The organism is Vibrio sp. 779(2023) (assembly GCF_033344285.1).
Taxonomy (GTDB): Bacteria; Pseudomonadota; Gammaproteobacteria; order Enterobacterales; family Vibrionaceae; genus Vibrio; species Vibrio alginolyticus.
In genome coordinates this window covers 445,032-469,836 of sequence record NZ_JAWPOM010000003.1, presented here as the reverse complement: position 1 = coordinate 469,836, position 24,805 = coordinate 445,032, and the positions used below count along the sequence as shown (strand labels likewise).

At 42.9% G+C, this 24,805-nt stretch carries 23 protein-coding genes and 1 tRNA gene; 6 read left to right on the top strand and 18 right to left on the bottom strand.

Annotated elements, in window-relative coordinates:
* Positions 1-135: 135 nt before the first annotated feature.
* From R8O70_RS07095 to rbsD, 9 genes are all read right to left on the bottom strand, one after another.
* Positions 136-867: a nucleoside phosphorylase gene (locus R8O70_RS07095; RefSeq protein WP_064354716.1), complete on the bottom strand. Its 732-nt coding sequence runs from the start codon at positions 865-867 to the stop codon at positions 136-138.
* A gap of 10 nt (positions 868-877) precedes the next feature.
* Complete coding sequence (pnuC, locus tag R8O70_RS07090) at positions 878-1,609, bottom strand: nicotinamide riboside transporter PnuC (RefSeq protein WP_104976157.1); 732 nt, start codon at positions 1,607-1,609, stop codon at positions 878-880.
* A gap of 160 nt (positions 1,610-1,769) precedes the next feature.
* Positions 1,770-1,988 carry a hypothetical protein gene (locus R8O70_RS07085; protein ID WP_005499106.1) on the bottom strand — a complete coding sequence of 73 codons (219 nt, stop codon included), beginning with the start codon at positions 1,986-1,988 and terminating at the stop codon, positions 1,770-1,772.
* Between the two features lie 230 nt (positions 1,989-2,218).
* Entirely contained in the window at positions 2,219-3,226 is a 1,008-nt protein-coding gene (locus tag R8O70_RS07080) for a substrate-binding domain-containing protein (protein ID WP_258624028.1), read from the bottom strand.
* A 35-nt stretch (positions 3,227-3,261) separates the two neighbouring features.
* Positions 3,262-4,179 (bottom strand): ribokinase, encoded by a 918-nt coding sequence (gene rbsK, locus R8O70_RS07075; RefSeq protein ID WP_053307611.1) that lies wholly within the window; start codon positions 4,177-4,179, stop codon positions 3,262-3,264.
* A gap of 222 nt (positions 4,180-4,401) precedes the next feature.
* Positions 4,402-5,280, bottom strand: coding sequence for a ribose ABC transporter substrate-binding protein RbsB (gene rbsB, locus R8O70_RS07070; RefSeq protein WP_005373143.1), 879 nt, complete (start codon positions 5,278-5,280; stop codon positions 4,402-4,404).
* An 87-nt stretch (positions 5,281-5,367) separates the two neighbouring features.
* Complete coding sequence (gene rbsC / locus R8O70_RS07065; protein WP_005382618.1) at positions 5,368-6,351, bottom strand: ribose ABC transporter permease; 984 nt, start codon at positions 6,349-6,351, stop codon at positions 5,368-5,370.
* The gene (gene rbsA, locus R8O70_RS07060) at positions 6,348-7,853 is read right to left on the bottom strand and encodes a ribose ABC transporter ATP-binding protein RbsA (RefSeq protein ID WP_318184106.1); all 1,506 of its coding nucleotides are present in this window, start codon (positions 7,851-7,853) and stop codon (positions 6,348-6,350) included. Before rbsA ends, rbsC begins: the two co-directional genes overlap by 4 nt.
* Before the next feature lie 23 nt (positions 7,854-7,876).
* On the bottom strand, positions 7,877-8,296 hold the full coding sequence (rbsD, locus tag R8O70_RS07055) for a D-ribose pyranase (RefSeq protein ID WP_005382620.1): 420 nt from the start codon (positions 8,294-8,296) through the stop codon (positions 7,877-7,879).
* A gap of 473 nt (positions 8,297-8,769) precedes the next feature.
* On the opposite strand from rbsD, the gene R8O70_RS07050 reads away from it, so the two are divergent.
* Entirely contained in the window at positions 8,770-11,130 is a 2,361-nt protein-coding gene (locus R8O70_RS07050; protein ID WP_053307610.1) for an EAL domain-containing protein, read from the top strand.
* A 139-nt stretch (positions 11,131-11,269) separates the two neighbouring features.
* Here R8O70_RS07050 and R8O70_RS07045 read toward each other — a convergent pair whose 3' ends face one another.
* On the bottom strand, positions 11,270-11,845 hold the full coding sequence (locus tag R8O70_RS07045) for an imm11 family protein (RefSeq protein ID WP_017635389.1): 576 nt from the start codon (positions 11,843-11,845) through the stop codon (positions 11,270-11,272).
* An 863-nt stretch (positions 11,846-12,708) separates the two neighbouring features.
* Between R8O70_RS07045 and R8O70_RS07040 the strand changes: the two genes are divergently transcribed.
* The 3 genes from R8O70_RS07040 to R8O70_RS07030 all read left to right on the top strand — a co-directional run bounded on the left by R8O70_RS07040 (position 12,709) and on the right by R8O70_RS07030 (position 14,546).
* Entirely contained in the window at positions 12,709-13,350 is a 642-nt protein-coding gene (locus R8O70_RS07040) for a murein L,D-transpeptidase catalytic domain family protein (RefSeq protein WP_005373154.1), read from the top strand.
* A gap of 327 nt (positions 13,351-13,677) precedes the next feature.
* A complete protein-coding gene (locus R8O70_RS07035) occupies positions 13,678-14,136 on the top strand; it encodes a hypothetical protein (protein WP_017633653.1) in 459 nt (152 codons plus the stop codon).
* An 86-nt stretch (positions 14,137-14,222) separates the two neighbouring features.
* Complete coding sequence (locus R8O70_RS07030) at positions 14,223-14,546, top strand: hypothetical protein (protein WP_042522561.1); 324 nt, start codon at positions 14,223-14,225, stop codon at positions 14,544-14,546.
* A gap of 124 nt (positions 14,547-14,670) precedes the next feature.
* Here the strand turns inward: R8O70_RS07030 and R8O70_RS07025 are convergent, their stop codons facing one another.
* From R8O70_RS07025 to R8O70_RS07015, 3 genes are all read right to left on the bottom strand, one after another.
* Positions 14,671-15,351, bottom strand: coding sequence for a DedA family protein (locus R8O70_RS07025; RefSeq protein ID WP_047101379.1), 681 nt, complete (start codon positions 15,349-15,351; stop codon positions 14,671-14,673).
* Between the two features lie 50 nt (positions 15,352-15,401).
* Positions 15,402-15,839 (bottom strand): hypothetical protein, encoded by a 438-nt coding sequence (locus R8O70_RS07020; protein ID WP_230818661.1) that lies wholly within the window; start codon positions 15,837-15,839, stop codon positions 15,402-15,404.
* A gap of 87 nt (positions 15,840-15,926) precedes the next feature.
* Positions 15,927-16,445 (bottom strand): DUF4136 domain-containing protein, encoded by a 519-nt coding sequence (locus R8O70_RS07015; RefSeq protein ID WP_258624032.1) that lies wholly within the window; start codon positions 16,443-16,445, stop codon positions 15,927-15,929.
* A 371-nt stretch (positions 16,446-16,816) separates the two neighbouring features.
* On the opposite strand from R8O70_RS07015, the gene R8O70_RS07010 reads away from it, so the two are divergent.
* A tRNA-Gly gene (locus R8O70_RS07010) sits at positions 16,817-16,891 on the top strand.
* Between the two features lie 16 nt (positions 16,892-16,907).
* Here R8O70_RS07010 and R8O70_RS07005 read toward each other — a convergent pair.
* Positions 16,908-17,765, bottom strand: coding sequence for a sterol desaturase family protein (locus tag R8O70_RS07005; protein WP_005373167.1), 858 nt, complete (start codon positions 17,763-17,765; stop codon positions 16,908-16,910).
* A 7-nt stretch (positions 17,766-17,772) separates the two neighbouring features.
* On the bottom strand, positions 17,773-18,783 hold the full coding sequence (locus R8O70_RS07000) for a DUF2804 domain-containing protein (RefSeq protein WP_053307607.1): 1,011 nt from the start codon (positions 18,781-18,783) through the stop codon (positions 17,773-17,775).
* Between the two features lie 303 nt (positions 18,784-19,086).
* Here R8O70_RS07000 and gdhA point away from each other — a divergent pair, with 303 nt between their 5' ends.
* Positions 19,087-20,439 carry an NADP-specific glutamate dehydrogenase gene (gene gdhA, locus R8O70_RS06995; protein ID WP_017633658.1) on the top strand — a complete coding sequence of 451 codons (1,353 nt, stop codon included), beginning with the start codon at positions 19,087-19,089 and terminating at the stop codon, positions 20,437-20,439.
* A 75-nt stretch (positions 20,440-20,514) separates the two neighbouring features.
* Here the strand turns inward: gdhA and R8O70_RS06990 are convergent, their stop codons facing one another.
* From R8O70_RS06990 to R8O70_RS06980, 3 genes are all read right to left on the bottom strand, one after another.
* Positions 20,515-20,982 (bottom strand): OsmC family protein, encoded by a 468-nt coding sequence (locus R8O70_RS06990; RefSeq protein ID WP_053307606.1) that lies wholly within the window; start codon positions 20,980-20,982, stop codon positions 20,515-20,517.
* A 99-nt stretch (positions 20,983-21,081) separates the two neighbouring features.
* Positions 21,082-23,439, bottom strand: a complete 2,358-nt coding sequence (locus R8O70_RS06985) for an ATP-binding protein (RefSeq protein WP_238975369.1) — start codon at positions 23,437-23,439, stop codon at positions 21,082-21,084.
* Positions 23,432-24,400, bottom strand: a complete 969-nt coding sequence (locus R8O70_RS06980; protein WP_017820324.1) for a cytochrome-c peroxidase — start codon at positions 24,398-24,400, stop codon at positions 23,432-23,434. Before R8O70_RS06980 ends, R8O70_RS06985 begins: the two co-directional genes overlap by 8 nt.
* Between the last annotated feature and the right edge of the window lie 405 nt (positions 24,401-24,805).

Below are 24,805 nucleotides of genomic sequence, written 5' to 3'. Positions count from 1 at the left end.
AGTTTTACAGGCAAAGCCGAAACGGATGATAACCACCTACTGAAGTAGGTGGTTTAGGGCTGAAAATAAAAAAGCGACAGTGACCTGTCGCTTTACATCTATTCTGTTTATGTGACTTACTGAGATAGAGACTGGCTAACGCTGAGCAACCAAGGCTTCTAATGCCGTAATCGCGGCACTCTTCTCACCTTGCATCATTACTTTGGCTTCATCAACGTACTGACCAACACCTTCTTTCACATCTTGTTGATACAGCACCACGTTGTTTAATATCGAAGCCACATGAAGGCCTCGTAGTCGACCGACCGTAAACAGCGCAGAGGTTTCCATATCGGCACCTAAGATGCCTTTCTTGTTCCAATGTTGGCATATTGCATCTTCGTCATCGGTATAGAAACTGTCGTGAGAACGCACCACACCAAAATGATAATGCACTTTTTGCATCGACAAGTAACGCTCAACTTCCTTTAACAGTGAAAAGCTTGCGTAGGCTGGATAAGACGAATCGACATACGCTTTAGAGCCGCCCTCATCTCTTACCGCGCCTTCGGCAATGATCAACTCGCCAAGGTGAATGCCTGATTGCATTGCCCCCGCAGATCCAACACGTACCACATGAGTCACACCGCACTGTTTTAGCTCTTCCACTGCGATGATCATCGATGGCGCACCTATACCTGTACTACACACTGAAACAGGCTTGCCTTTGTAGTTGCCGGTAAACACACGGTACTCGCGGTTTTCCGACACCATTTCTGCATCATCAAATAATGCCGCGATACGATTCGCTCGATCTGGCTCGCCGCATACAATAACGAGAGGAGAGATTTGTGTTTCATCCACTCCGATATGAGGTTGTTTGGCCATTTTTCGTTCCTTACACAGCAGCGTGCGCTAAGGTTTTATCGCCATTGCGCTTAGCGCTACGAGCCCACTCACGCGTGCCATTGGCAGCGATGAACATAAGAATCGCGTACTGAACAGACATTGCGTAAACACCTTGCGTCGCGTAGATACCCACACTGATAATGTTAATCACAACCCATAGAATCCAGTTTTCGACGTATTTACGTGTCATCAGAATTTGTGCAACAACAGACAGTACTGTCATGGTTGCATCCCAGAACGGGAACGCGTCAGGTTCAAGCACCGGTTCAGCCAAGCCAGCACCAAAGAGATTCAAGCTATCAACAGCAATGTTTGCTAGCGCAAAGAAAAATGGGTCGATATAGATCGTTAATAATGCGATACATGCAACGCTAATAGAGGCAGTAGTAATAAGTTTCTGTTTATTTAACCAGCGAACTTCCAGCGTTTCACCTTGTGCGTTTGGACGGGTCCACGCATACCAGCCGTAAATGTTCGCACAGAAGAAAAACAATTGAAGAAGCAATAATCCGTATAACTGAATTTGAAAAAAGATAACGGCAAAAAGCGTGACATTCAGCAAACCGAATAAGTAGTTGATGGTTTTTTCTTGGCTGGCAAACCAAATGCAAAGCAGTCCAAAAACGGTACCGAAAGCTTCGATCCAACTCATTGCGTAGCCGTCGCCGATCGGAATGTTAAAGAGAGTATTATTAATATCGAGTAAGGCAAAGAGGTCCATAACATGTCCTTTATTATTTTGTTTGGAATACGCCTATATTAGAACGTGATATCCAACAAAAAGGAGGACATTTGTCCTCCTCTTGATGCACTCGATCATAAATCAGATTCATTACTTACTTGAAAGTACCTATTTATCTCAATTATTCATTCCAAATGAACTAGGACTCGTGTCCTAGGTAGCGCTTTTTGAACGTCGATGCTGACGCGAACAGTAAAGTCGAAGCAAATGTAAACACCACGCCAGCCAAGTATACATACTCTTCATTCGCAAGTAGTTCATAAACACTCACGACAAACACCGTTAATACTAGTGAAATATTGAAACGGTGAAACCACGGCCTCTTTACTGAATACTGTGCATATCTCTTAACTAACATAAAGATTTTCCATTCATCTCAATAATTTATAAATCTAATTATAGGCTTTATTAATAATAAGCTTTTTAAGCACTATCGACACGAAATCTTTCGAGTTACTCGCAAAAAATCACACTTTTCAAATGTTGAGTTAATAAATTCGAACATCTGTTTTGCATGCTTATTTATTTTTTAGCCCATTTTTTATAAATTATATGCACTATATTTGTTAACCATGCGTTTGTTTTTAATTAAGAGAAATTCGTCACACTGTTGCGTACAACCAATGTTGGTTCCAGTTGAACGACTTGAGCGTCGTTAGATTTGTCGTCCAGTCTTCGTACAAGAGTCTCAACAGCAGCCTGCCCCAAACGGTACTTAGGCTGATGAATGGTAGTTAGCGATGGCGACATAAATTTCGCGATATGGATGTCATCGTAACCAATAATGGATAGGTCGTCCGGCACTTTAATACCGAGCTCATTTGCGGCGTTAATCACACCCATCGCCATCATATCGTTAGAGACGAAAATCGAGCTGGGTAATGCGCCACGCTGAGCCATTTTTTTGAACGCTTGATACCCACCGTCACATTCGAAGTCAGACTCAATGATCCAATTGGCATTAAATTCCAAGCCAGCTTCGTTCATTGCTCGCTTATAACCTTCGTATCGCATTTGCGCTTGGTGTTTAATCAAAGGGCCTGTGATGCACCCAATTTCGGTATGGCCGCAATCAATTAAGTATTTCGCCGCTAAGTAACCGCCACGAAGTGAGTTGTCTTGGATTTTATCGCTTGTAAATAGCATCGGCCCCCAGTCCATTACCACAACTGGGATATCTGGGTAACGCTCAAATACATCGATACGCTCTCCTTCTAGCGACGAGCACATCAAGATCAAACCATCGACACGCTTTTGCAATAGCGTATTAATGGATTGACGCATACGTTCGTTATCACCCTCGGTGTTACATAAAATGAGGCTGTAGCCTTTTTGGTAGCAGCTGCGTTCGACGCCTTTTACGACTTCGCCAAAGAATGGGTTGGTTGAGGTTGTCACGAGCATACCAATGGTTTTGGTACGATTAACTTTGAGGCTACGCGCCAACGCAGAGGGCGCGTAGTAGTTAAGCTCTTTTGCGGCATTGTTAACGCGTTCAGAGATCTCTTCGCTCACAAAACGCGTCTTGTTAATAACATGGCTCACTGTTGAAGTGGAAACCCCTGCCAGTTTTGCGATGTCTTTCATCGTCGCCATGTTACTACTCCTATTTTAATGAGGCGTTGTGCGCCTTATTGTTCAGCGAGAAACGCGTCCACCTCTTCGCGGGTTGGAATCGACGTTTGCGCGCCAAAGCGGGTCACAGAAATTGCAGCCGCCGCATGTGCAAACTTAATCGCTGATTCTAAAGGTAAATCTTCTAGGAGACCAGTGACGAATGCCCCATTAAATGTATCGCCCGCAGCGGTAGTATCCGTCGCTTCAACGCGGAAACCCGAGATGATTTCGCCTCGACCGTTTTGGCTTAACCAAACGCCTTTTGCACCGAGTGTGATCATGACAATTTCTATACCTTTACCATGTAGCACATTGGCCGCTTCTTGCGCGCTTTCGTTGTCTGTTACAGTAATACCTGTCAGAACTTCAGCTTCGGTTTCATTTGGCGTAATCACGTCAATGCAAGACAGTAATTCATCAGACAATTCACGAGCTGGCGCAGGGTTCAAAATTACGTTGGTTTTGGCATCTTTCGCGATTCGCGCGGCTTTCTCAATGCCGCACATCGGCGTTTCCAATTGCATTAGCAAGTAATCTGCTTGGCGAATACTCTCTAAATCTGGCTCAATCGCTTCTGCTGTCAGTTTGGCGTTCGCTTCAGCTGAAATGCAAATGCTGTTCTCACCACTGTCCGACACTTGAATCATCGCGATACCTGTCGGGCAATTTGGCTGCATCTTCACACCAGTGATATCGATGCCATCCATTTTGAAGTTTTCGCGAATGTTAATGCCGAATGAGTCGTCGCCCACACAAGCGATAAAACCTATGTCTGCATTTAATCGCGCCGCCGCGACGGCTTGGTTGGCACCTTTGCCACCTGGGATAACTTGATAGTTGCGACCATGCAGCGTCTCGCCTGGGCGAGGGAAAGAAGGCACTTGAAGAACATGGTCAGCGTTTACACTACCTAACACCACTAACTTATTCATACGGTTATCCTCGGTTCTGAATGAACCCTTTTTAAAAACTGTTTAGGAAAATACATTAGATGACTTTAACTTCTCTTCCTGATGAAGGAGTCTCGATAAAAAGTCAAAGGCATCTATACCCCACACTTTGCAGTATTTTGGGTAAGTTTGCCCTCACCTCCTAAACGACAGATATAAACGGAGGAGAGAGCAAAAATTAGGATGATTTATTGAACTTAAAACTTACTTAGTGACTACTTTTAGTGGTACTGGGATGTACTCTTCTACTTCTTCACCTTTCAAAACTTTGTCAGCCGTTTCAACACCTAAAGCACCGATAAGGTCTGGTTGCTGAGCAATAGTTGCCGCTAGTTTGCCACGGTTAACTGCTGCAATGCCGTCTTCCGTACCATCAAAACCAACGATAACGACATCTTTGCCAGAAGCTTGAACTGCGCGAAGTGCACCTAGCGCCATTTCATCATTCTGTGCAAATACCGCTTGTACATCCGGGTTAGCCGCTAGCAGGTTTTCCATTACGTTTAGACCTTTTGTGCGGTCAAAGTCAGCTGGTTGGCTAGCAAGAAGATCCATATCGCTGCCCTTCACGGCATTCATAAAGCCTTCACCGCGCTCACGCGCTGCCGATGTGCCCGCAATACCTTCAAGTTGAATGACTTTTGCTTTTTCGCCTACTTTTTCCATGATGTAGTGGCCTGCCATTTCACCACCAATTACGTTGTCCGACGCGATGTGACTCACGACTTCACCACGGCTTGCACCACGGTCTAATGTCAACACAGGGATCTTAGAACGGTTCGCCATACGAATTGCATTAGACACTGCATCAGAATCCGTTGGGTTGATAAGAATTGCTTTTACGCCGCGAATACTTAAATCCTCGATGTTCGACAGTTCTTTACTCGGGTCATTTTGCGAGTCCAGTACAATTAAGTCGTACCCCAATTCTTTCGCTTTTGCTTCCGCACCGTCTTTCATCGTTACGAAGAACGGGTTGTTTAGCGTCGAAACCACAATCGCCATGGTATCTTGAGCTTGCGCCGCTACCGATACGGTTGAAGAAAGAAGTGCAGCAGAGATCAGAGTTGCAAGTTTTTTCATCGTTCTAGTCCTTTGTGTAGGGTGAGCCAGTACACGTCCCCTGACTCGGTTTGTATTCACTGTTTTATATATACAGATTGTTATGAATTACTTGTTTTTGTTGTCTACCAATACCGCAAGCAAGATAACCACTGCTTTTGCAATCATTTGGTAGTAGGAAGAAACATCAAGTAGGTTAAGTGCATTGTTCAAGAAACCGATGATCAGCGCACCAATCAAGGTACCCATGATACGGCCTTTACCGCCCATCAAGCTGGTACCGCCAAGAACAACCGCTGCGATAGCGTCTAGCTCGTAGCCCATACCTGCTGTTGGCTGCGCCGAAGAAAGACGAGACGTTACGATAATACCTGCAAGCGCTGCTAGCATACCGCAGATGGCGTAGACACCAATCTTCACTCGGTCTACATTGATACCTGATAGGCGAGTCGCAGACTCGTTGCCGCCTAGTGCGTAAACATAGCGACCAAAGCGCGTGTGGTTAAGTAAATACCAAGCCGCTGCGAACACAACCACCATTAACCAAACAGGAACCGGAATGCCTAGCGCGTAGCCAGTACCAAACCATGCAAACGCATCTGCGGTGTCAGTAAAGCCTGTCGAGATTGGACGACCTTCGGTGTACACCATGGTCACACCACGTAGTAACGTCATGGTAACCAGCGTAGCGATAAATGCCTGCACCTTACCCTTCGCAATAATGATACCGCTGATCGCACCTAACGCTGCACCTGCGACTAAAGCAGTGGGAACCGCCACCAGCACCGGAACCTCAAGCGCGATCATGCTTGCCGCAAAGGCACCACACAACGCCAATACCGAACCAACACTTAAGTCGATACCTGCGGTTAAAATAACTAATGTCATACCCACTGCGATAATGGCATTCACGGAGGTTTGACGAAGAATGTTGAGAATGTTGTCGACCGTAAAGAAGTTCGGGTTCAAAAATGACACAACAACGATCAGAAAGATCAGAGCTATCAGTGATTTTTGCTCAATCAGCCACTCTTTTGTGAACAACTTCTTGTTGCCAGTTTCGGTTGGTTTGCTCATGGTATTCGTACTCATGCTGCTTCCTCATTGATCTCTTTGCCTACGGCACAGGCGAGTAATTTTTCTTGATCGGCGTCTTTCGCATCAAATTCGCCGGTGATACGACCTTCATGCATCACTAAAATACGGTCGCTCATGCCGAGCACTTCAGGCATCTCGGAAGAAACCAAGATGATGCTCATGCCTTCGGCCTTAAACTTGTTGATGAGCTGATAAATCTCTTTTTTTGCTCCGACATCAACACCACGTGTCGGCTCATCCAGAATCAGAACTTTAGGTTTCGTCATTAACCCTTTCGCTATCGCAACTTTTTGCTGGTTACCACCAGATAAGTTGCCGATGATTTGATCTCGCGTTGGGGTTTTAATGTTGAATAACTTAATAAAATCTTCCACTGCAATCACTTCGTCGCTGTGTTGAATCTGGAAGCCTTTGGTCAGCTGGTTTAGCGAACAAAGTGACATGTTATCCTTAACTGAAAGACCTAAAACCAAACCATCGCCTTTGCGATCTTCAGAGATGTAAGCGATACCATTTGCCAAGCCATCTTGCGGGCTAACCGGGTTAATAGTTTTGTTATCAAGATTGATAACACCATGCTCACTAGGTAATGCGCCGTAAATGACTTTCATGAGTTCAGTGCGGCCTGCGCCCATCAAGCCAGAAATTCCAAGAATCTCACCACGCTTGAGAGTAAAGCTCACATCCTGAACGCCAGACCCAGTCAAACCAATGACTTCAAGACAAGTTTCGCCATGTTGGACATCAATACGTGGATATTGCTCTTCTAATTTTCGGCCAACCATCATTTCAATTAGGCCATCTTCATCAGTGTCGGACACCTTGCACTCACCGATAAACTTACCATCACGAAGCACGGTAATGTCGTCACAGATTTCAAAGATTTCTTTAAGACGATGCGAAATGTATACGATGCCGGATCCTTGCTCGCGAAGCTCATTAATCACTTTAAATAGTGATTCCGTTTCGGTATCGGTCAATGCGTCCGTTGGCTCATCCATAATGATGACTTTCGACTCAAACGAAAGTGCCTTTGCAATTTCCACCATTTGTTGTTCACCAAGGCTTAAATCGCCAAGCAATGTTTTTGATGAGTGCTTTACATTCAGACGTTTTAAAAGCTTGTCAGCTTCGTCATACATTTTGCCCCACTGGATACGCCCTAAGGAGCCAGTGAACTCTCGTCCCAAGTAAATATTTTCGGCAATCGTCAGTTCAGGAATCAGGTTCAGCTCTTGGTGAATAATGCTAATACCAGCTTCCTGTGAATCGCGTGGACCTTTAAAGGCCGCCGGCTGACCTTGATATTGAATGCTCCCCGCATCCATGTGGTAAATGCCTGTCAACACCTTCATTAACGTTGACTTGCCTGCTCCATTTTCACCCATCAGCGCCATAACACGGCCTGGATAAACATTCAGGCTTGCTTTGTCGAGTGCTTTTACGCCCGGAAACGCCTTCTCAATTTCGCTTAGTTGTAGAATGGCTTGAGTCATAATCTGTCCTCAATATCTCTGGCTTAAAAAACCACGCCCGCTTGGAAAATAACGTTCGCATATGGCGAGCATTCGCCGGTTCTTACGATAGCGCGACTTTGGGCCGTGCGTGCTTTAAACGCTTCATGTGACACGTAGCTCACCTCAATAGATTTGCCCGTCTCTTCACTCTCTTTGCTCAGTTCGTTGAGCAACGCTTCATGCAAAACTGGGCTTGCATCAGAGAACTCTTCCGCAATGATGACCCCTTCGATTTGGGACTCAGATAGAATTACGCGAACAGTATCAAGAAAACTTGGTACCCCATGCGTTAGCGCCAAATCGATTCGCTGAACATGCTCTGGGATTGGTAGACCAGCATCACATATCGTGATCTCGTCGGTGTGGCCTAGCGTCGCCACCAAGTAAGAAATATCTGAGTTAATTAGGGTACTTTTTTTCATCTCATCGACCTTTCGGTTACACGTTCATACAACCATGAGCGCCTGTCTTAAAGTGTTTTCGTTATTAACAGAAAACTCATCGAAACGTTTCGATGAAATAATAATTCGTCATCGCAATTTGACCAGTGTGAGATCGATAAGGTGTGAGAATGATCTGTAATTCAATTGTCATTGAATAGGAAAAGTGCACTTGAGTCACACTTTACCATCGAAACGTTTCGATGATGGTATTTCCCTGTCATTACGGTTAGGTTTTATACAGGGAGGAAGGAAAAGAGACGTCCAACTACTGAGAAAACCTCTAGTTAATAAGCTCGAAACCTTTCACGTCATCACAATTCTTAGATAGCTGCCTGATTTTGGAGAACGCTCACCTTACAATCTGGTTACAATTTGCCAAAACACATCATCCGTTCAGTACCTTACCTGGTACGCGACGTTTGTAGGGACACAAACGGAAACTAAGAACCATAATGAAGTTAAGCAATAGAGTCATTTTGCTTGTCGCGCCAGTGATCTTATTAAGCGCGTTAGTATCTAGCTATATTATTTATAGCATTCAAAAAGTGACGCTCATCAAGCGGGAAGACAGCTATATTCAGTTGCAGATGGAAAAGCTGGCCGGGCAGTTTCGACAAGCGAATATTTTTCTTAATAGCTATGCCTATACGCTCAGTAAAAGTGATGTATTACAAGACTATTTGGTTAATCATAACAACCCCTATCGTGAGCGAGTCTTGTTTAATCGATTAGACGAGACCGCTGAAGTATTAAGCCATGGTTACAAAGGCGATGCGAGCATGGCGATCCTCGACGGCAAACAAAACCTTCTCTACTACACAGAAAACAAATATTACGAATCATCGGGCGTGGTCGACCCAAAGGTATTAGAGTACATATCACGAAGTTTCAATGACAGAGAGGCTTTCAGTCACACTGGCTTTATTTATAACTCCAGTGGACAAAGCATTCTTCTTCAATATGAGGTCGTCGACAAAAGAACGGGGACTCACCCTTTGAGCTTTGACTCGAAAAATGTGTTTTTTGTGGTAGTTTCCGTATCACTTGAAGCCTTTAACGAGATTAAGCATGACATCGAGTTTGACACACACAGCGTGATTACTTTCGCCGACAAACCCATTTATCTTGATATTCCTCTCGCTCAAACCATTGAGCTGCTGCCGCACTTTTATGCCGTGCTTTCTCCTGCCGAATATTTAATGTGGAATAAAGTCGATAAAGTGTGGCTAGAACTTGCTTTCTCCTTTGGCGTAGCGGCGTTTTTCACCATCACATTAATCATTTTGGTGTTGTACCGCTATGTGTTGCGCCCTGTTTCTCGCCTTGATAAGCAGCTGAACGAACTTGAATCTAATCAACGTGACAATATTGAAAAGCTAGAAACAAACGATGAAATAGGACGCCTCTCTGCACGCTTTTTTGATATGTATGAGGAACTTAATGTCATCTATAAAAAGACAAAACGCCTAGCTGAAACGGATCACCTGACGCAACTCGCCAATCGCCATCGTTTTCATGAGCTTGCCACTCGTGAACTTATCTCCCCTTCGCAGTTTCTGTGGGTTGTTTACGTCGATCTTGATAACTTTAAATACGTGAATGATAAATACGGGCATGAATTGGGAGATAACTTGTTAAAAGTGTTCTCATCACACATCAAGAATGCTTGTCAAAAGTTCTCGCACGATTACAACAGCCCCTGCTTTGCCGCCAGGTTATCTGGTGACGAATTTGCAATTTTGCTGAGCTCAAATCAAGAGGTAAAACGCTTGCCTGATTTGCTTGCATCAGAGTTACTAAAACCGATTAGTAATCTCAGTTCATCTTGGAGTAATTCATTTCCCGTTACGGCAAGCGTAGGTATTGCACAATATCCTCAAGACGGTACTGACATCGCGAAGTTACTCTCCAGTGCCGATGCGGCTATGTATCAAGCAAAACGGGCAGGGAAAAATCAATACGCCTATTATTCAGCCGCTCTCAATATTGAGTCTCAAAGACGAAGTCAGCTTGAACGTGCGCTCCGAAAAAGCAATGTAGAGGAAGAATTCCACCTTGTTTTTCAACCCTATATGAACAATCGAAGCAACGAAATTGAGGGGTTAGAAGTCTTGTTGCGCTGGGAAGCCGAAGGTATCGGCCCTATCCCCCCAAAGGAGTTTATTCCAATTGCAGAGCAAGCCGGATTATTTGATAAAATTGACCGCTGGGTTTTCGCCAATGCAACGGCGGAATACCATCAATTAAGGAATATTTTCGGTAAGGATATTGTTCTTTCGGTCAATCTTTCATCAGCAGAGCTAAACTCGATAGAAATGGCAAACTACATCCATGAACAAGCGACACTGCACAGTGTTAAACCAGAATGTATTGAGATAGAAATAACCGAAACCTTTGCCGCAGAACAACAAGGCACGGCTCTACTTGATGAGCTATCAAAACGTGGCTACCGTCTTGCAATTGATGACTTTGGTTCTGGTTACACATCGTTAACTCAGCTCGTTCAGTATCCGGTTCAAAAAATCAAATTTGATCGAGAGTTCCTCGTTACATTGATGAACACCAACAACGGCCATGTGATCAAACCTATTATTGAGCTATGCCATGCCCAAAATAAAACGGTTACAGCAGAAGGTATTGAACACAATATGATGCATGAATGGCTATCGGCATACCGCTGCGACTATATGCAAGGCTATTTATTTGGCAAACCAATGACTAAAGAACAATTGAGCTTGTGGTGGCAATCGGCAAATGACGACAGTCGATTTGATGCGTCCATGGTCAGCTCAATTAGGGTTTCAAGAACATAAGTTAAGGGGAGACGTACAGCAGTCACAACTGTGGCGGCTGTATTTAGCTGTATATGAGCTTCATTGATAGATGCTCAGCTTTTGTTCCCCCATACCTATATCTATAACTTTAGTTGAGTAAATCACTATTTATTCGTTTTTAAACCAGCACTTCCTTGAAATCCAAACCGGTCAAATTCAGCGCTTTGACGCTATCGTACAAGCCACCTTTTTTGTCCGTGCAAAACGTTCTGAGCCCAGCACCTTTTACTCTGAACAAGTCAGATTCATTAACGGCTTCTCTATTCAAAACGAGTTTCTTAAACGGTCTAGCACGACTTAGCTTACCATGACGAAGATTATACTCGGTAGCAGAGGTATCAATGGCATCAATTTGAGTGACAATGTTTAATGCTCGCCAAGGCTTTCCTTGTAGATTTAATGGTAAAAATTCGACATTCTCGCTCAACACATCGAGCTTATCCGCAATAGAAGCGGATACAGCAAGAGTAAAAGATCCCCATGCTGCAATATCAGGCCTGGGCAATGGCTTTTCACCCATAACGTCTAACCATTCAATATCAATACTTTTCCAACTGGCTTTAACAGACTCTCCATAGAGTTGGATAGGTTTGCTTGCCGTTACTTGAAGAGACATTTCCAATGGCGACTCTTGCAACATTGCAAAATCATTAACATTGGGAGTGACAATAAACACTTTATTAAATGCTGTCATAACCGTCCTTAAATAAATTTGAGCGCTTTTCTTAATGAGACGATCGCTTTCACACCAAACCAAACCAAAACAAAACAAACATAATAGATAGAGTTTACTTTCATGTTCAAAAATTTAATGAATTAATATCTGGCGTTCTTATCTTTTAATTTCTAAGTTTTATTATTTATATATTTTAATCCACACGATAGAATTATTTTTTCAATTTTTACTATGTACCCTTCCTTATGTAATCGAATAAATTAGAGAATAAACAATAGCACGCATCACTTCACTTTTGTCGAGCTCATCACTCTCACTTAAACGATACATTCACAAGTTCAATTTTTGTACGACTTAGACTTAGCTTTGTCAATCGTGAATTAAAAACAACCGATTCACCGCTGTTTTACTGCCTTTTCTTACCACCCTGTTGTTTATTCATACATTATAAATGCATTTATACACATAACGATTCGGCGTTACGATTTGTTACGAGTTAAATCACAAACTTTTGAGGTATTGGATAAAGCGTAGAAAAAGAAAACACATTGAAATAAAAAGAGTTTCTAAAGTACGAAAAATAAAACGCCGTTTTTATAAATTAGCAACTTCACAAATATCCTTAAACACAGTTTTATTAATTACATATATCAGATATTATTTACGCCGAAGTTTATAGAAATCATCGTTAAACTTCATATTTTTTATAAGTTTCAATTAGTTAGTTTTTAACTCGAAAACTTATCGTCAACCCAATATCAAGCACCTAAGCGTGCAATAAGAAACATTGGGAATAGAATTATATTGATGTGCATGTTGTTTTAACGAATGCATGAAGCAATCGGTAAATTTGTAACACCATAGAGTTTTATTTAGCCAAGATGAAAAAGTTAATTTTATTATTTACATGTGCGCTGTTGTCTGTCTCACCTTTTGCTTTTGCAAAACAATCAGATAACGAACCCAGGGATCATTTACGACCAAAGCAAGTTGAACATGTGTTTAAACAAGCCAAGCTAGATGGCATAGTAGACTTTAAGTTGTTCAGTGACGCTTACATCGCTTATCAGAAGACACCCGATAGAAAGAAGTCGGTACTAACGATCATCGACTATAGTAAACCATCAACTGAAAAGCGTTTTTATGTGGTTGATTTAGATAAAAAGAAGCTAATCTACAATACGTATGTTTCTCACGGCGTGAACAGCGGAAAGAAAACAGCGACACAGTTTTCAAATGTCGTAAACTCGCGAAAAACATCATTGGGCACTTTTTTGACTGATACCACTTACTACGGCTCAAATGGCTATTCACTTCGATTAGATGGGCTAAGCTCTGGATTAAACGACAAAGCTCGCGAGCGTTACATTGTCGTGCACGGTGCCGATTACGCAAACCCTTCCTTTATCAAGAAGAATGGATACCTCGGACGCAGTTGGGGTTGCCCTGCTTTACCAGAGAAGTTGTCTCGCGAGATCATTGACACTATAAAAGGCGGCAGCGTTATTTACGCAAGCGCGTAATACCTATGTGACACATATGGGGAAGAAAAAAGAAGATTCTATTTCTTCCCCAGTAATAATCCTGTTAGCTTAATCGTCCTGTGCAACGACTCTCTTTCCATTTTCGCTTACTCGAAAGCGAAAATTATTGTGTTATTCGCTCATATACCTAAGTGCGATCAGAAAACTCTGTTCATCCCCCTTCCATATCGTTAGTATACGCTGAGTTCATCAGACACTGGCTTTCATCGTTATCATAGTTCCACTAAGATTCCTTAATCATGGTGGGTAACTGTGGCTTTATATGTTTAGGGTTACTTCTTGCGTTATCTACACCGTATATTATTGATGCTTTCTTTGTCCCTGCTCTCAGGGCTCATCACAGCTTCATATGCGCATGAGTGGCACCACACCAAACATTACACTTCCGAGCGTTTACTTAAACTCTCACAACAAGACGATTTTGAGCTAGCACACACTGATTTTCATGCCTCAGCTTCTCTGAGTTCTTGGGGATCAGAAAGTTACTACCTACATATAAAGCGCGAGTTGTTCGGGCTTGTCTCCTGTCGCCGAACATCAGCTACTGATGGCGTTTTATCATCAGATTTTACTCCTGATTATTTTTTACTTATTGCTTTCTCTTCTCCACCACTACTGGAGTTGGCAAAACAAGCATCTCGCTTACCTCTAGACAGTTATGGCGGACTCATGAGTCAACGCTCTCTTTATCGCCTCTCAGGAAGAAAGGAAGCGAACTTAATGTACGTCTTTACTCATGGTCGCAACGCCTTCTCTGTTGTTTAACTTTTTATGACATACAGAGAACACGAAAATGTAACGATAAGAGCCAATATGCTCATTGTTACTAGAACCAATTTGAGGTCCATATAATGACAAGAATCGCTACAACAATCGCACTAGCATTACTATTTTCAGCGGGCTCAACCTTTGCAAACACAGAAACTAAGCCAGAAGAAATGAGTAACGACACTCTGTTAGAGTGTGCCAACGTTTCTAACGCACGTATTGCAGTTCCGGAACACAGAGCGATGTTCAGACACTACTTAATGTCTGAGAGAGACTACAGCTTTGACCAGCTATCGTCTGCCGAACTTGAATTTAAAGCAGCAGATAAGAATGAGTCTGAAGTAGAGAACATCTACAAGTCTCAGTGCAAAGAAGTTGGCGAATACTTATATAGCATTGGCTATTAAATTCGAAACCCTAACGACACTCAAAAAGAAAGGCGCAATGTATGCGCTTTTCTTTTTACTGATAAAAACCTGTCGATTAGATGTCTAATCTGCATACAAGCTTAAAAGTGCAAATCAAGTAAACTTACTGAGAAAACTCAGACACATCCTTGGGTTTACAGAACGCTCGACGTGCTTTAACAAACAAGAAACTAAGCACCCCAATCACAAGAGTAATTATTGGTGCCGCCATTAATAGCATTGTGATCGCTTTGCTCATATTTTCTGGTAACAAAGGAAGTAATGAACCAAAACCGCATAATACCAGCGTCCATAAAATCGCACTCAACCACGCAAAGTAATGGAATTTACTAATACGTTTCACTCGCAACCCCATCATTAATGGCAATAGGGAGCGAACAACCGGAATAAACCGCGCACAAAAAAGCGCAATCAATCCATGTTTACTAAGTAATACGTCGACTTGTTCCAAACGCTTTTGAGGAACCGCACTCACCCAGCCTTGGACCTTAGGTAAGCGATTTAGCCACTTGCCTTGTAAATAAGCCGCCCAACTTCCCAATCCCGCACTAACAGCTATCACCAACATGATCATAATTGGGTCAAGGACGCCAACCGCCGCCAGCGTACCGGATAATACGACGACACTGTCGCATGGGAAAGGTGCAGCAGGAATAAAACCACTTTCCAAAAAAATAATCACAGCAACAACAAAATAAACTAAACCTGCACTGCCTGGCGCCATTAACGCCGTGAAATCTTGATGCCAAAAGGCACTCAAGACCTGAATTATCGAATCAAACATAAACCGCTCCTAAGCATAATTAACCAAAAGTTGCAAAAACATGGAATGTGTTAGCGAGCATGTATAAAGCGGTATATGAAATTCGATTCTTTTCTCACGCCGATTCTGTATTTAAAGTGAGTAAAAATACTTTCAATACAACAACCTAAAGCCTCATTGCCGATGCGTTTTAGCCGCTTCATCGAGTAAATTGCCGAACGATGCGCCCACCATGCTACATCAAGCATTTCAAACCATTCGGGCTCTACATCGTCGTTCGAGCTCATTTCCTTAGCATGGCTAACCCTCAATACATTCCGGCTGTTTAAACTCGGATAGTCTTGTTGTATTGGAGAGATAGGATGTTCTGAAAAGTGCTTCGACTTAGCGTCAACAGCAATATTCTGGTTATGAAAGGAAAGAAAATTTGGGTGTGAGTGCGCCAGGCTCATGCTCGGAGCCAACAAGCAGAAAAGTAGTCCGAGTAAAGCAATCAGGGTCGTACGCACAAAGGTAACCAAAACCAAAATAATAAGTTCTTTTAACCCTGTGCGTAACTATTGGCAATTAGTATTCTTAATCGTTAAGAATACTAATTATTTTTCACCGTAAGGGTAGCTTTCAAACATCTTCGCGATTTCTTCTTGGATGAGAGATTCTCTTTTCTCAGAGCTCATTGACTCAGACAGTTTACGACTTGAAACGCCTTTCCAAACGACTTGATTAGCCTTTGCATCAACCAGTTCAACCACCAACTTCCCATACTTACGTTTTTTATATCTTTCTGGGCTTGAAGTGATCACACCAAAGCTATTCCAGCCATAGCCAAAGCTCACCGACGATCCTGAAGAAACAAGCTCGGATTCTTCTATGATATCATGATGTACGTAAAGGTCACCGCCACTATTTACCTTAATTAAACCCTTACCCTCAAGCTGTTCAGCAAGCCCTTGCTCAATACGTCGACCATCAATACTGGTAGGAGCTTCCGCCTGAGCACCGAAGTCAAACGTTCTGTAAGCTGAAAAGTCGGCTTGTTTATCTACATCGGTTGTAACGGTAGTACAAGCAGATACCAGCATCACCACCAGCCCTAATATCAAACCTCTCATCATGTTAAATCTCCTTTGGTTAAGCTGACTGTTTCAGCAGAATTACCCTGTGTTATACATACGCATCAACAGTAAAAAGTAATCATTTCAATATCTAGTCTTGACCATGAAACGTGACTGTTCAATAAACGAGATTAACCTTTACACAGAAAATCTTGAATATCATCAACATCTAAACACCTAAGAATTCGGTGTTTACGACCTAATTGGAAGCCTCTAGGCTTAGTAACGAAATCGCGAGTGCCACAAAAAACCAGAGACAATGAACACTTTAACATCAGTCCGCTACTTTTTTAGGCAACTGACAAACATTTGATGAGAAAAGACTTTTCTTTTTCGTCCAGTGTGGCATATTAACCGAGTCCTATCGATGCGCGGGCATCGTATAATGGCTATTACCTCAGCCTTCCAAGCTGATGATGCGGGTTCGATTCCCGCTGCCCGCTCCAATCTCTTTATCTCAATTTACTCATAAAAATCCGATGGCGGAGCGAACAAACGGCGGCAGCGTTGTTTCCATGATAAGTTTGGTCGAGTTACGTCATAAAACATGTCTTTCCATTCTGCAAACGTCACGCGGATGGGATTAAAGCTGTTTACAGGTTTAGAAACCCCATACCGAACCGTTTCCACCTCTGGTTCAAACGTTCCGAACATTCGATCCCAAATAATTAATACACCCGCATAATTTTTGTCGATGTACTGACGGTTCACACCATGATGAACGCGATGGTGAGACGGCGTGTTAAATACCCACTCTAGTGGCCCGAGCGAACGAATTGATTGGGTGTGAACAAAAAACTGTAAGCCCAGATTAAACAACACAACGAAGACAACCCATTTTGGCTCAAAACCAATAATCACCAAGGGCAACCAAAAAATCCACATCCCCGCTAGCGGATACATTAAACTTTGACGAAAGGCGGTACTGAAGTTCATTCTTTCCGAACTGTGATGAACAACGTGCGCGGCCCACATCCAACGAATACGATGGCTAGCCCGATGAAACCAGTAATAGAAAAAATCTTGCAGGACAACAAGTAAAAGAAAAGCTGAGACGCTCATTTCGATATCAAACAAACGCCAATCGAACCACCACAAATACAACTGAGCAATCAGTAAACCCGTGAGTATGTCTGTCGCTTGGTGTAAGCCCGCAAGAACAAAATTACACGCTACTTCAGGGAAGTAATACGTCGCGCTTTCAGGCAAGCGTCCCCTTCTTTGTCCGAACCAATATTCGGCAAGCATGCAGAAAAAGAAAACTGGAGCCAGAATCATCAGAAGTAATTCTGGGCGGTCCATCAACTGCGTCCAATCCATTGTGTTTCTACCATTTTGCATAGTGATCTTCAGTAAGACCCATAACTTCTTCTAACTGATGTTTGATGCCATTTCCATCGATAAGATAGCCAGAGAAATAACCGATATACTGACGAAAGTTACTTTTGAGAAGCCAAAAATTTTTCTTCTCTGAGCGTCGATTCAAAGGCGTGAACTGTAAGTTAACTCGTTTATCTTCAGACGTAATATGCCACTTTTGCCCTTCATCACTTCGTGAAAACTGAAACTGCACAGGTTGCAAAAAGTGACGCTGACCATTAATCCACAATACATTTTCGCAATAGCCAGTTTCATTAACGCCAGCTGCCAAGTTCAACCCCAGACGCCTGTCATCCTCAAAGCAATTGATACTCGCCCAGCGCCAACTTGTTTCTCGCCGCATGTACCCAGCGGAAAAATCGTAACCAGCAGCCACCTCTGAAAGATCTTGCTCTTTTCCTAATATGAACAAGTTACCGTCTACTGCTAACGCATTGTGCTTCTGAGTATATGTCCAACCCGCATAACCTGTTGGCGTACACAACATTAATGGCAAACTCATGTTTTCTGGACGTAAATAGAGATCCGCATTGACTGACTCTGTCACAAAGTGGACGTGCCAAATACCATCCTTAATAGAAAACTGAACTCTTTTGTTAGCAAGATGGGCAAGACTGCACCAACTGGAAGGCTGAGTTTGATAACCTATATTAAAAGGTTTCAACCATTGTTGCTCAATCAACTTATTCTTTTTAATATCAAACAGGTAGCAAAAGCCGGATGCTAAATACCGTATATCAGCAATCGCTACTCCAATGACGTAATCAGGTGTGACCAAATTGACGAACTGAAACTGCTTATAATCGCGGTAACGGCGCCACTTAGACACTGGCTTATCCATCTCATCGAGGTAAGTAAATTTATCTAGCTGTAACGATGTTGGAATTCCATCAAGGTGGCCAAACGCTGGTAGACCATTCTGCTGAATAAACGAGTTCAGAACCTTAAGCTCATCCATATAGTTGTCTTTTCACAAGTTATCACACACAAACTTTAACATGACGTTAACATAAACAATTTGCGTAACTGCACAACAACATCGACTAAAGTGATTTCTGCTTGTTATATGTGAAACTGATCACTCAACCACCCGCTTACTTAGCTCGCCCTACCTATCTCAACCAACACTGCCTGGGTTAGAAGCTGCACATTCTCATCCGCAGGAAAGACCACTACAACCATTGAATCTTGGTCAAAATCACTATTTAATGGAAATACATTCATATAAACTGATTGCTTATTCACATCAAGGAAGAAATCTATGTCATACATACACGATACTATTGTTGCGTTGCAACACAGTAGCCCTGCGCAAAAAGAATTTTACCAAGCGGTAGAAGAAGTATTAACTTCTCTCGCGCCGGTAATAGAAGGCAATAATAAATATAAGGAACAAGCGATTATCCAGAGGATCGTCGAGCCAGAACGTCAAATCATGTTTCGAGTTCCTTGGGTTGATGATGCTGGAAATGTACAAGTAAACAAAGGTTATCGAGTTGAATTCAACTCTGCTTTGGGGCCGTACAAAGGAGGATTGAGATTCCATCACTCAGTCAATGCGAGCATCATAAAATTTCTCGGCTTTGAGCAAATCTTTAAAAACGCACTGACTGGCCTTCCTATCGGTGGCGGCAAAGGCGGTTCAAACTTCGATCCTAAAGGAAAATCCGACGGCGAGATCATGCGATTTTGCCAATCATTTATGAACGAGTTGTACCGTCATATCGGTCCTGCCACCGATGTTCCCGCAGGCGATATCGGCGTCGGGGCGCGCGAAATTGGCTATATGTTTGGTCAATACAAACGATTGACGGGGCGCTACGAAGGTGTGCTTACAGGCAAGAGTCTGCTTTGGGGGGGCTCACTCGCCAGAAAAGAAGCGACAGGATATGGCGCCGTCTATTTTGCAGAATGCATGCTCAACGACCGCAACGATTCATTGAAAGGGAAAACTTGCCTCGTTTCTGGTGCTGGCAACGTGGCTATCTACGCCATTGAAAAACTGTACCATATGGGAGCAACGCCGGTTACATGCAGCGACTCTCGAGGTACGATCTATCATGAGCACGGTATTGATCTTAAGCTCCTCAAACAACTGAAAGAAGTGAAAAGAGCAAGCTTAGAAGAATATTTAGAAACTTACCCTGAAGCAGAATACACACCAGAGGGCGACTATCCTAATGAAGGGCATGCTGTTTGGCGATATCAGGCTGATGCTGCCTTCCCTTGTGCGACTCAAAATGAATTAACGTCAGACGACGCACTGGCTCTTATCGAAAACGGATGTATTTTGATTAGTGAAGGGGCGAACATGCCAACCACCCGTGATGCTGCCAATATTATCGTGGACTCAGACATAGCTTATGGGCCTGCCAAAGCAGCCAATGCAGGCGGTGTTGCAACCAGTCAACTTGAAATGGCGCAAAACGCCAGCATGCAAAACTGGACGTTTGAACAAGTGGATAGTCAGTTGCAAACCATCATGAAAAATATTTTCATCAATGCAAACGAAACCAGTAAAGAGTTTGGCCAACCTGGAAATTTAGTTTTAGGCGCCAACATTGCAGGCTTTAGAAAAGTCGCTGATGCAATGATTGAGCAAGGTGTCGTCTAGATGAACGAGCCAGCAGGATGACTGCTGGCTTAATATAACTCTGTAATAGGCCGCGCTTTCGATAAAGAGCTTCACTTAATTCACAATAAGCGTTGTCACTTCTGTTTTAACGGAGTTGGCGATAAAGCAATTCTCATGGGCCATGTGGTGCAGTTTTTCTAATTGAGATGGTGTCGGTTGTTTTTCACCTGAAAATGTTATCTCAGGGTTTAACGTCACCTTTGATACCCACTCTTTTCCGTTTTCGCCTTTTTCAAGCTCCCCCACCGCTTCATCTAAGTAACTGTCCACAACATAACGTCGCTTTGCTGCAATAGACAGGAAAACGAGCATATGACAACTAGAAAGTGCCGCGACAAACGCTTCTTCTGGATCAACATTTTCTTCTACGGATAGTGGTAATGGTACTACGTGGGGAGATGGAGATGCTGGGACTTGCAACCCTCCATCAAATTGCCAAATGTGTGCCCTACTATACTTATTATCACTAAACTCTTCGCCAGCTTTACGATGCCATTTGATTAAAGCGGAATGCTTACTCATTCTAACTCCCTGATTTTCCGACGACGAATCAACACTATCCGTCCTTGCCACAGTAAACCACAACAAAATGAGTTAAGGAAAGCATCGCACTCACAGGGACTATAAAATCTGTTGAGGATCGGCATTGTTCTTCTGGATATCATCCAAAAGTCTATGAGACTGATGGATGTTGACCTGTAACCGATTGATCAGCATCTGCAACTGCTCAATCTCGGGACTTTGGTTGGCTTTAAGTCGAGTTTCCAGGGCCTCCGTTTGGCTCGCCAAAATAGGTAAACTTAGGTTCAGTGCCATCCCTTTCGTTTTGTGCAACGTCAGCTCTAATGAAGCAAAATCTTCAGCCATAAAGTATTCAATAAGTTCATCAACAGAAGTCTCAAAATCGACAATAATGCTTTTTAGCAACTCGTCGAGCGCTTCTGGCTCATCTCGTAAAGAAGTAAACATGCCTGAACGGGAGAGTTCTTCCTCTGTTAACCTTAAGTTCTCGATTGGCTTACGTTGCAATTGAAGCACATTGCTGTCACTCGTTAGTGGCGGATTCTGTTTCGGTTCGAGTCTGGCGGCAAACTGTTTGAGAGCGTCTGAAAAGCTCTCATGCTGTAGCGGTTTCGTAAGCACATGGTCTGCTCCTGCTTCAATAAAGCTATCGTGAGCTTCACGAAATACGTCTGCCGTGTACGCAAAGAGTAATGTCTTGATACCTAACTCTTTTCGGATAACGCGTGTCGCCTCAACGCCATTCATCTCGGGCATATGGTTGTCCATCAAGATCAGGTCGTACTCGTTCTCTTTCGCCTTTTTAACCGCGATTAATCCATTTTCTGCAACATCCACTTCATGCCCAAGCTTTTCGCAAAACCCTTTTGCCACAATGGCATTCACACGGTTATCATCAGCAAGTAGTATCTTTAAATGGTGTGATTTTGCGCGAGGTTTCGGTGCTTCTTGCTGCTTTTTCGGAGCAGATTCTACCCAAGGAATCGGCAACTCAACGATAAATTGACTTCCAACGCCTTCTATACTCTTCAGAGTAATATGGCCACCCATCAAATCGGTTAGTTTTTTGACGATGGCTAACCCAAGCCCTGTTCCGCCGAACCTTCGAGTCGTTGATGAGTCTGCTTGCTCAAACGAGTTAAAAATATGCTCGTGCTTGTCTGGCGCAATACCAATACCGGTGTCGCTCACGCGCATGACCAACAACTGATTCGATTCATCTAACTCAGTTCTAACCAGCACATGCCCTTCATTAGTAAACTTCACCGCGTTACCGGCGAGATTAAACAAGATCTGTCGTAAACGCGCACAATCCCCAGTAAATTCAGTATATTCAGAAATCTCGTTTTCCAAGATTAACTCGATATTTTTTTCATCAACAAGTGGTTTTATTGCGCTACACACCGGAGAAAGCACTTGATCGAGCTTAAACTTAGCTTGCTCAAATTCCAGTTTGTTTTCTTCAACTTTAGAAAAATCCAAAATATCGTTGAGGATAGTCATCAGATGCTGGCCAGAGTCAAGAATAACCCTAATGTGCTCTTTCGTCGTCGGCTCTTTGGTCTCTTCTGCAATCATTTGAGAAAGCCCTAGTACGCCATTCATCGGCGTTCTTAGTTCGTGACTCATTGCAGCGAGAAAATTTGATTTCGCTTTTGCCGCTCGCTCGGCTTTGTTTCTCGCCTCTTCAATTTCAAGATTCAACTGTTTTAAGTTATGCATTCGGTGATGTGACTGATAAACAAACGCGCTAACTAGAAACATCACCGCAATAAATACAAACAACCACGTAAAACGCGCCTCACTTTGAGCAATATTGAGTAACCGATGCTCTGAGCTTTCGACAAACTCAATATAAGTGTGATCAAGCAGTTCATTCGTCAGCAATTCAATTCTTTTATCACTCGTTTGAAGCCGTTTAAGGAAGTTCGCTTCCTTTTCACTCTCAACTTCAGTTTGTGTTAGAAGCAACTGGTTGAGAAATTCAAAATAACGACTGCCACCCAATGATTGGCCGCGCTCGGTAGAAACATCTTGCTGATATAAATTGAACAACATGAGTAATGCATACCGATTTTCTACCTGAACACCAATTAACATATCAAGCTTCAACGTTGTTTGAAGCACTCGCTCCTTAAACTGTTCAAGCGTATCCCTAACTTTTATACGATTGGGTGTCACGGGAAACCAAACTGATGCCTTTGATGATTCCAACAGTGCCTGTGCTGCGATTTCTATCTCTACTAAAGATGTTGTTAACTCATAGTTTTTCCTATCTTCAACGGCATATCGGTTCACGATAACATCACGCTCTTCAATCAATTCATGTCCGATATTCATTAGCTCTGCATGAAATTCTTGAGCGTTTTTTGAATTCATATACGACATATACGCCAGTGTGCAGCACGTCAGTATCCCAATAAAAAAGCAAAAGTTGATCAGTTTGAATTTATTCATTTTCCAACACCTCTAAAATTATGGGTCTAGGTGCTGTCAACGACTGCAAGAATGCTTCAATGTCCGCGACATTCTCATCGTTCATCGTTATACCGAGCTGGGTTTTAGCCATGATTTGTATCGCGTCGGATAACTTATCGACTTGCCCATTATGAAAATAAGGACTCGTTAGCGCGACATTGCGTAAACTGGCTACTCTAAAATAGAATCGCTCTTCATCTTCTATCGTAACGAGTTGCCTGCCCGAGTCCTCTACTACTGGCTTATCCTTGAAATAGGCGAACCTTTGGATCATCGCTCCGCCGATATTTTTGCCCTGATGACACTGCACACAACCTGAAGTCTGAAATGTTTTCCAACCTCTGATTTGCTGTTCACTCAATACATGCGTGTAACCCAATAAGTAAGCATCGAATGGTGCGCCAGGCGTCTGCAGCCCTTCAACAAACTCCACAATAGCGGACTTGATATTATGAACGTTAATCGGCAATTCACCGTCACGATTAAATAGCGCTTGATAATGTTCACTCTCTTTTACATATTGCTCTATTGTTTGCCAGTTTGAGTCCATTTCCATTGGATTATGGATTGGACCATCAATCTGAGCCATCAAGGTGTTTTCCGTACCATCCCATAAAAAACGATAATTTAACGCTGCATTAAACACTGTTATAGAATTTCTAATTCCATCACCTTTCACCCCCGTAGAGACTGGTGTATTTTCAGCGCCATTGGTTTGCAGATTGTGGCATGTCGCGCAGCTGACATTACCATTTGACGATAATTGAGGATCGCGGAAGAGATGCCAGCCAATTCTCGCTAGCTTGATATCCACATTAGGATCACCCTGTATGGGCTGAACTAGGGAGATATCACCTAACATCTTCGCGTTTCTTGCGGTTGTTGTTTGGCTCAAAATGAGTGTTACAACAGCTAGTGCGATTGCGCTGAATTGCCTCATCAACTACATACCTTAAACTTGTCATTGATATGAATTTAGTTGCATTTTGGCGTTTTTTCCACCGACAGGAAGTTGAAAAAACGAGTTAAGTATTGCTTTGTTTAAGGCTTTGGTTGAAGAGGGAGTAATAAGGCGAATAGGAAGAAATCGATCGCCTTATGAGTAGCTAACGTATTGAAATCTGAGTTTAGTGTAGAAAAGCCAAAAACCGTTGAAACCAAGTCACCTCTCCATACGAGATCAGATCGAAAATAGTAAAGAATACGGCACAGATAACGGCCAACTTAATCAAACGCTGAACAATAAACATAAACATCACAATTACCAATAATTTGCTTTAGTTTACTATCTCACACAGCGTTTATATATAAAAAAGTAGTCTCCTAATTAGCCTCGGCAACTTAT

What these genes read in the sequence shown, in the direction of transcription:
- R8O70_RS07095 (WP_064354716.1), bottom strand. Translation starts at nt 867, where the DNA reads ATGGCCAAACAACCTCATATCGGAGTGGATGAAACACAAATCTCTCCT.
- pnuC (WP_104976157.1), bottom strand. Translation starts at nt 1,609, where the DNA reads ATGGACCTCTTTGCCTTACTCGATATTAATAATACTCTCTTTAACATT.
- R8O70_RS07085 (WP_005499106.1), bottom strand. Translation starts at nt 1,988, where the DNA reads ATGTTAGTTAAGAGATATGCACAGTATTCAGTAAAGAGGCCGTGGTTT.
- R8O70_RS07080 (WP_258624028.1), bottom strand. Translation starts at nt 3,226, where the DNA reads ATGGCGACGATGAAAGACATCGCAAAACTGGCAGGGGTTTCCACTTCA.
- rbsK (WP_053307611.1), bottom strand. Translation starts at nt 4,179, where the DNA reads ATGAATAAGTTAGTGGTGTTAGGTAGTGTAAACGCTGACCATGTTCTT.
- rbsB (WP_005373143.1), bottom strand. Translation starts at nt 5,280, where the DNA reads ATGAAAAAACTTGCAACTCTGATCTCTGCTGCACTTCTTTCTTCAACC.
- rbsC (WP_005382618.1), bottom strand. Translation starts at nt 6,351, where the DNA reads ATGAGTACGAATACCATGAGCAAACCAACCGAAACTGGCAACAAGAAG.
- rbsA (WP_318184106.1), bottom strand. Translation starts at nt 7,853, where the DNA reads ATGACTCAAGCCATTCTACAACTAAGCGAAATTGAGAAGGCGTTTCCG.
- rbsD (WP_005382620.1), bottom strand. Translation starts at nt 8,296, where the DNA reads ATGAAAAAAAGTACCCTAATTAACTCAGATATTTCTTACTTGGTGGCG.
- R8O70_RS07050 (WP_053307610.1), top strand. Translation starts at nt 8,770, where the DNA reads ATGAAGTTAAGCAATAGAGTCATTTTGCTTGTCGCGCCAGTGATCTTA.
- R8O70_RS07045 (WP_017635389.1), bottom strand. Translation starts at nt 11,845, where the DNA reads ATGACAGCATTTAATAAAGTGTTTATTGTCACTCCCAATGTTAATGAT.
- R8O70_RS07040 (WP_005373154.1), top strand. Translation starts at nt 12,709, where the DNA reads ATGAAAAAGTTAATTTTATTATTTACATGTGCGCTGTTGTCTGTCTCA.
- R8O70_RS07035 (WP_017633653.1), top strand. Translation starts at nt 13,678, where the DNA reads ATGCTTTCTTTGTCCCTGCTCTCAGGGCTCATCACAGCTTCATATGCG.
- R8O70_RS07030 (WP_042522561.1), top strand. Translation starts at nt 14,223, where the DNA reads ATGACAAGAATCGCTACAACAATCGCACTAGCATTACTATTTTCAGCG.
- R8O70_RS07025 (WP_047101379.1), bottom strand. Translation starts at nt 15,351, where the DNA reads ATGTTTGATTCGATAATTCAGGTCTTGAGTGCCTTTTGGCATCAAGAT.
- R8O70_RS07015 (WP_258624032.1), bottom strand. Translation starts at nt 16,445, where the DNA reads ATGATGAGAGGTTTGATATTAGGGCTGGTGGTGATGCTGGTATCTGCT.
- R8O70_RS07005 (WP_005373167.1), bottom strand. Translation starts at nt 17,765, where the DNA reads ATGGATTGGACGCAGTTGATGGACCGCCCAGAATTACTTCTGATGATT.
- R8O70_RS07000 (WP_053307607.1), bottom strand. Translation starts at nt 18,783, where the DNA reads ATGGATGAGCTTAAGGTTCTGAACTCGTTTATTCAGCAGAATGGTCTA.
- gdhA (WP_017633658.1), top strand. Translation starts at nt 19,087, where the DNA reads ATGTCATACATACACGATACTATTGTTGCGTTGCAACACAGTAGCCCT.
- R8O70_RS06990 (WP_053307606.1), bottom strand. Translation starts at nt 20,982, where the DNA reads ATGAGTAAGCATTCCGCTTTAATCAAATGGCATCGTAAAGCTGGCGAA.
- R8O70_RS06985 (WP_238975369.1), bottom strand. Translation starts at nt 23,439, where the DNA reads ATGAATAAATTCAAACTGATCAACTTTTGCTTTTTTATTGGGATACTG.
- R8O70_RS06980 (WP_017820324.1), bottom strand. Translation starts at nt 24,400, where the DNA reads ATGAGGCAATTCAGCGCAATCGCACTAGCTGTTGTAACACTCATTTTG.